The organism is Hyphomonas chukchiensis (genome assembly GCF_000682695.1).
Classification (GTDB): domain Bacteria; phylum Pseudomonadota; class Alphaproteobacteria; order Caulobacterales; family Hyphomonadaceae; genus Hyphomonas; species Hyphomonas chukchiensis.
In genome coordinates this window covers 1-6376 of sequence record NZ_AWFG01000053.1, presented here as the reverse complement: position 1 = coordinate 6376, position 6376 = coordinate 1, and the positions used below count along the sequence as shown (strand labels likewise).

Sequence of the window (6376 nt, the reverse complement as noted above, 5' to 3'; positions counted from 1 at the left end):
TTACACGATTGGTCGTGAGCCAATCTCTGACGGCTCGACCTTTGTGCGTCCAGCAGCGCTACGTGGTCTGTCATCGGACAAAACACTCGTGCTCGTAAATTCAAAGCGTCGTCATCGTGCCGCGCTGGTGTCGATTGGCGGCTCGGGCACGCAAGGTCCTGATGTTGCAACGATCCCAGCGTCAGCATTGAAAACAGTTGAAATTCTCCGCGATGGCGCTGCGGCACAATATGGCTCCGATGCCATTGCGGGCGTTATCAACTTCATCCTCAAGGACTCGGCCGAAGGCGCAGAAATCACCGTTCAAGGTGGCCAGTATTATGAGGGCGACGGTGAAGACCTGCTGATCGCGGGTAACATCGGTCTTCCGCTCGGTGAGAATGGCTTCATCAATATCAGCCTTGAAGGCACGAGTGCTCAACCCACGAGCCGCGGCAAGCAGTGGGATGAGACTACGTCGTTCGATGTGGACGCTTATATTGCTGCAAACCCGGACAAGGCCTATCTCTACGGTCCTGGCGGAGACTATGACTCAAGCAACGTGCAGATCTGGGGGCAGCCTGAATCGGAGGCTTTCCGTTCGTTCGTGAACATGGGTTACACACTTCCCGGTGGCCAGGAACTCTACGCTTTCGCCAACTATTCGAACTCATCAGCAGACGGCGACTTCAACTATCGCTACCCGGGAAACTCTGTAAACGGTCCGCTGATCCGTTTGCAAGACGGCTCAACTTACAAGTTTGACAGCCTGTTCCCGGCCGGCTTCACGCCGCGCTTCTTCGGTAACGTTGTCGACTATTCAACGACCGGCGGTATTCGCGGTGAATTCACGCCTGACTTCACATATGATTTCTCGGCGCGCTACGGCAAGAACCAGATCAATTACAAGCTGGGCAATACGGTCAACCCCTCCCTCGGTGACAGTTCACCCACTGTCTTTCACCCCGGCGACCTGATTTCCGATGAAGTCGCGGTTGCTGCTGATTTTGTCTATTCCTATGAAATGGGAGGGTTTGCCAGCCCGGTCGATTTCAGCTTCGGCGCTGAATGGCGGGACGAAGGCTATGAAGCTGTGGCGGGTGATGAAGCCTCCTACATCGCTGGACCCTATGCGTTCGCCGATCCATGGAATTTCTGCGATGGAGCAACCCCGACAGCAGCAGGGCTTGGGGTGATAGCTGATGGCTCCTCTCTTGATTGTGCTGATCCTTCGGATCCTGTTTACACACTCAACGGCGTCGGCTCGAACGGCTTCCCGGGCTATTCGCCTGATTATTCCGGTTCGCTCAATCGGGACAGCTACGGCATTTATGCCGGCGCGTCGGCTGATCTCACTGAGGCTCTGTTTGTTGAAGTTGCAGGCCGATTTGAGAACTATTCTGACTTCGGCGAAACGACTAATGGCAAGATTGCCGCGCGCTGGTCGGTTACTCCGAACATCAACATCAGGGGTTCCGTAGGCACAGGTTTCCGGGCACCGACGCCGGGACAGCTGGCTACTACGAACGTGTCGACCCGTTTCCCGGCTGGTGAACCAGTCGCCTCGGGTCTTTTCCCGGCGTCCAACCCTGTATCCCAGTTCCTGGGCGCAGAGGAATTGAAGCCAGAAAAATCGACGAACTACTCGCTGGGTGCCACAGGTACATTTGGTCCGTTGAGCGTCACGCTTGATCTTTACAAGATTGACATCAGCGACCAGTTCTACGCATCGCGCTCCATCACCGTGACGCCTGAAATCCGCGATCAACTGATTGCGGCGGGCGTTCCGGGAGCCGATACGATCGGCGCGGTCCAGTTCTTCCAGAACGCATTCGACTCCTCGACGGAAGGTGTTGATCTGGTCGTGACCTATGTCGCTGACTGGGGGGCTCCTGGCACAACAGCCTTCACGCTCAGTTCGAACTACAACACGTTCTCCGTGGAGAAGGTGAACATTGATGGCCTGTTTCTCGAAGAGGATGTGTACGACTTCGAGAATGGCACGCCTAACTACCGTACAACCTTCACGGTATCGCACTCGATCGGGGCATATACCTTCCTCGGTCGCGCAAACTATTACGGTGCTTATAATCCGTCGCAATGTCTGACGGGCGTCGACGCGGACGGCTATAGCTGCCCAGGCGGCTTGCTGACTGAGGATTCCGGTAGCGAGGTCCTGTTCGATATCGAGGCAACTTACGCCTATGATGACACGACCAAGTTCACCCTTGGTGCACGTAACGTGACAGACGAATATCCCTACGAGCCTGACTACAATAACCTGAGAGAAACCGGCAACGGTCGGATTTATCGCTCCGACTCAATTGTCGATTGGCAAGGTGGTTTTGTCTATTTGAAGGCAACCAAGAGCTTCTGATGCTTATGAGCACAATCTGACCGTCCTTTAGGCAGATGACAAAAAATACAGGGAGCGAGGCAACTCGCTCCCTGCTTCGCTTTCAGGACTGTGCTTATCGTCCTTGCGAGCCCCCATCATCAAACAGAAGCACTCAATTACATGTCATTATCAAATCTCGATCTGGCTCACATCAGCCAGCTGATCGCCGTTTTGCTTGCTGCAGGCCTTGTTGCAGGATTCGTCGCAGGACTTTTTGGTATCGGGGGCGGCTTCGTTGTTGTTCCGGCCCTTCTGCTCACTTTCAACGTATTCAATGTCGACAGCGATGTGATCACACACCTGGCGATCGGCACGTCGCTCGCCACCATCATCGTCACGTCACTTCGGTCGCTGCATGCGCACAACAAACGCGGCGCCGTTGACTTCAAGATCATTCGTGACTGGACCCTCTGGCTCGTGATTGGTGCCGTTCTCGGTATTCTCATTGCGCGTTACATGGATGGCCGTTCGCTGAAATGGATATTCTCTCTCGGCGTCTTCCTGATGGGCGTGCATTTCATTGCACCTGTCTTGCAGCCGAAAAAGGCCATCACGACAGATATGCCACAGGGGCCACTTCTTGCCGCCATAGCGACATTCCTTGGAGGTTTCTCGGCTCTGCTCGGCATTGGTGGCGGGACAATAGCGGTGCTTGTCATGACAGCGTGTGGTCGTCCGATTCACCAAGCTGTCGCAACGGCTGCAGGTTTCGGCGTGATCATCGCTGTACCGGGTGCGATCGGCTTTGCCATTCTCGGGCTTGGCGAGCCGGGCTTGCCATTCGGCTCGATCGGCTACGTGAACGTGATTGCCGTTCTGGCAATTACTGCTATGTCTTTCATTACCGCGCCTCTTGGAGCGCGCGCCGCGCACAGTCTCAACGCCGTAGCACTGAAGCGCATTTTCGGGATTTATCTCGTCGCAACGTCTGCGATCGTCCTGTACAATTCGTTCACTTCCTGATCCTTCACTGGGAGCCTCGGAACGCCTGCCGGGGAACATCCCATTTATAATCAACCAACGACTGGGGAAATAAAATGGCATTTGATATTTCACGACGCTTAGTCCTGACGGGAGCCGTCGGCGCTACCGTCGCGTGCGCAACGGCGTGCACGACAACACAAACGGCAGCAGCCGAAGCGGCTTTTCCCGCCAATGCTCCGTCTGCTGATCCCGACCCGGAGCTGCTTGGCCCGCGTGGCGGTGTGGCGCTCCTTTCGCGCAACGAAAACCCTTATGGTCCGGCGCCATCAGCGCTGAAAATGATCGAATATGCTGGCAAGAAAGGCGCCTACTATCCGGACATCGCCGGTGCGAAACTGGCTGAGATGATTGCCGAACGTCATGGCGTGACACCCGACATGATCGCGATCACGACCGGTTCGGGTGAGGCGCTCAGCGCCATTGCCCTGATCTATGGCCAGAAAGGTCCGATCGTTGCTCCGCGCCTTTTCTGGGACACGACGGCCCTCTACGCCGTGAATCTCGGCATGGCTGAAATTGATCGTGTTGCGCTTGCGCCTGACATGAGCACCGACCTTGCTGCCATTGAAGCCAAAGTGACAACCGACACTGGCCTCGTGCAGCTTTGCAACCCGAACAACCCGACCGGCCTCGTCGCTGATCCGGTTGCCCTGAAGGCTGCCGTGGTGCGCATGTCCAAGCTCACGACGGTACTCGTCGATGAAGCCTATATGGAACTGGCCGATGATCCCGAGGGCAACACCTGCATTGGTCTCGTGAAAGCAGGACACAATGTTATCGTGTCGCGTACCTTCTCGAAGATTTACGGCATGGCCGGCATTCGCGTTGGTTACACGATTTCATCGCCTGAAACTGCCGCCAAAATACAATCGACCGCCATGTCGTGGATTTCCGGTGTCGGCCTCGCTGCTGCAATCGGCAGCTACAATGACACGGCCTTCCTTGATTTCTCGAAGGGCAAGATTGTTGAAGGCCGCAAGATGGTCATCACGACACTTGATGCGCTCGATCTGGAATACCTGCCGTCGCAAACAAACTTCGTCTACTTCAAGTCAGGCAAGCCGGCGAACGATGTGGCCAAGGCCATGAAGGATCGCGGTATCTACATTCGCGGTCAGTACATGGATTACACCGACTGGACGCGCGTCTCAATGGGCAAGATTGAAGACATTGAGCGTTTTTGCAAAGCACTCCCGGAAGTCGTCGGCGCCTGATCGCCATAGACCTAAACCGATTGAAAGACCGGGGCGAAAGCTCCGGTCTTTTTCGTTTAAGGGAAGGGGAGGTGTTTTGCCCAAACTTCGAATCAGTGGTGACCCCTGCAGGACTTGAACCTGCAACCGTCGGATTAGAAGTCCGGTGCTCTATCCAGTTGAGCTAAGGGGCCAAGCGGGTGACGCGCCTTAGTGCGTCCAGGGCTGCTTGCGGTCAAACGCGAAATTCTCGCTGTACGTCTTTACCAGACGTTTGCGCTCACGTGATTCTTCAACCCGGAATGTCATGCCTTCGCGCTGGGCATATTCGACGGCTTCATCTTGTGTATCAAATTCGAGGCGGACTTGACCGGATGTGTCGTCAATGCTGGTCCAGCCCATGACAGGGTCGGCACTGCGATGTGCGCCGGGTTTCACGAATTCGAGGATCCAAGCCTTGGTCTTGCCGCGACCGGACGTCATGGCGCTTTTGCTGGGTCTGTAGATCCGCGCTTCCATGTGACCGCCTCGTCTCGTCGAGAAGTTGTTGGTCGGAGCGAGAGGATTCGAACCTCCGACCCTCTGGTCCCAAACCAGAAAGTTGGTGGAACGAGCCTTTCGCAAGACCCCTGAAAAAACAATGCATTAAGTGGGTTTGGACCCCGCTTGCCGCAATACCTCCAAACGCCAAGCCACCAATAAGCCACCGTCTGAGTTACAATGCAGCTGGAATAGCGAGGCTTGGCCCCGTGCGCAACCATTATGGTGTTTTCAACTATTGAATTGCCCCCTCCAAGAATTCCACCGCATGAGGCGAAATTTTCGACAGAGCAGGTCAGTTGTCTACTTCCAGGAGTGATTGAATGATTTCCCGTGATTCCCAAGACGTGCAGCGCCATGGCTGAGCCTTTCGGAAAGTCGGAAGCTTTGGCCAGCCGCGGCTGGTCTTGCAGCTCGGCGTAACTGGTCCGGATGACGAGAGGAAGTTCTTGGATAGTCATTTACCGGCAATACCGGCAAAATTCAAAAATGCCGGTAAAAGCCAATACTTACTGCTTTATCGCAACTGGAAGACCTTTAACCTCGGTAAGCATACCGGGCCGCGATCTTGACCATACGTCCGCTAAAATTTGTCGCTAGTAGTCGACGCCTGAACGGTATTGGTCACCACTGCCTCGGCGAATTGCCGCCGGATATAGTCTCCAGGATATCGCGGACGACCGGCGCGCATGGAAAATGGGGGCCATTGACCGCGTAATCGGCGCTTTTCGAGACCGGACACGGTCCACCCGATAAGGTCGGCGCACTGTTTCGGTGTCAGCCAGCTTGTCTCGCTGGTGAAATCGGCTTCACTAATCTTACCCTTTGCCATTGGGCATACTCCACAATCTGATGTTGATCCGGCGGCACTGCAATCAAGATTTCTTTGCCTTTCGGAATCCGGTGTCACTCGCCAGAAAGGTTTCCAACATTAGCGGCACCAGTGCCGAGGCCGGAACCTCCACTCCGTGGACCTCCGAATGGATCCGTGCATAGTCTTCGAGATCCGCCGCTATTGGTGGATCAACAAGCACTGTCATTTTCTGCGGTGTCCGGTCCGGCAGCGGCCCGATCTTCAAACTGACGTCCCTCATGGCTGCTTATCTCCTTCATAGGGTTTCAAGACAATGTCCTTGTTGACGAGCACGCCGAGACGCCAGCCGGGCCGGATGGTGATCGAGGGCTGGACGTCGAGATTGCGGCGCACGATTTCCTGACCGGCTTCATTGGCGCCGGTCTGCGCCGAGCGTCGCAGCGCCCGTGCGATGTCACCCTCATCATC

General features: G+C 55.5%; 7 protein-coding genes and 1 tRNA gene. 3 read left to right on the top strand and 5 right to left on the bottom strand.

All coding sequences use genetic code 11. The features are described from left to right. The 3 genes from HY30_RS15235 to HY30_RS15225 form a co-directional block, all read left to right on the top strand. Nucleotides 1–2356 (top strand): TonB-dependent receptor plug domain-containing protein (locus HY30_RS15235; protein WP_034742635.1); only part of this gene is annotated, 2356 nt, incomplete at its 5' end. Between the two features lie 141 nt (nt 2357–2497). Further along, nucleotides 2498–3340: a sulfite exporter TauE/SafE family protein gene (locus tag HY30_RS15230; protein WP_051615553.1), complete on the top strand. Its 843-nt coding sequence runs from the start codon at nt 2498–2500 to the stop codon at nt 3338–3340. Nucleotides 3341–3414: 74 nt separating this feature from the next. Then, nucleotides 3415–4575 (top strand): pyridoxal phosphate-dependent aminotransferase, encoded by a 1161-nt coding sequence (locus HY30_RS15225; protein WP_034742632.1) that lies wholly within the window; start codon nt 3415–3417, stop codon nt 4573–4575. 96 nt (nt 4576–4671) lie between these two features. Here the strand turns inward: HY30_RS15225 and HY30_RS15220 are convergent. The 5 genes from HY30_RS15220 to HY30_RS15205 all read right to left on the bottom strand — a co-directional run. Then, nucleotides 4672–4748, bottom strand: a tRNA-Arg gene (locus HY30_RS15220). Between the two features lie 16 nt (nt 4749–4764). Beyond that, complete coding sequence (locus HY30_RS15215; RefSeq protein ID WP_034742628.1) at nt 4765–5073, bottom strand: ETC complex I subunit; 309 nt, start codon at nt 5071–5073, stop codon at nt 4765–4767. Nucleotides 5074–5677: 604 nt separating this feature from the next. Next, entirely contained in the window at nt 5678–5926 is a 249-nt protein-coding gene (locus tag HY30_RS20100; RefSeq protein ID WP_155839369.1) for a hypothetical protein, read from the bottom strand. A gap of 43 nt (nt 5927–5969) precedes the next feature. Beyond that, entirely contained in the window at nt 5970–6188 is a 219-nt protein-coding gene (locus tag HY30_RS15210; RefSeq protein ID WP_034742625.1) for a DUF2274 domain-containing protein, read from the bottom strand. Continuing rightward, nucleotides 6185–6376, bottom strand: a 192-nt coding sequence (locus tag HY30_RS15205) for a TrbI/VirB10 family protein (protein WP_034742622.1), incomplete at its 5' end; no start/stop codon positions are given. The genes HY30_RS15210 and HY30_RS15205, both read right to left, overlap by 4 nt.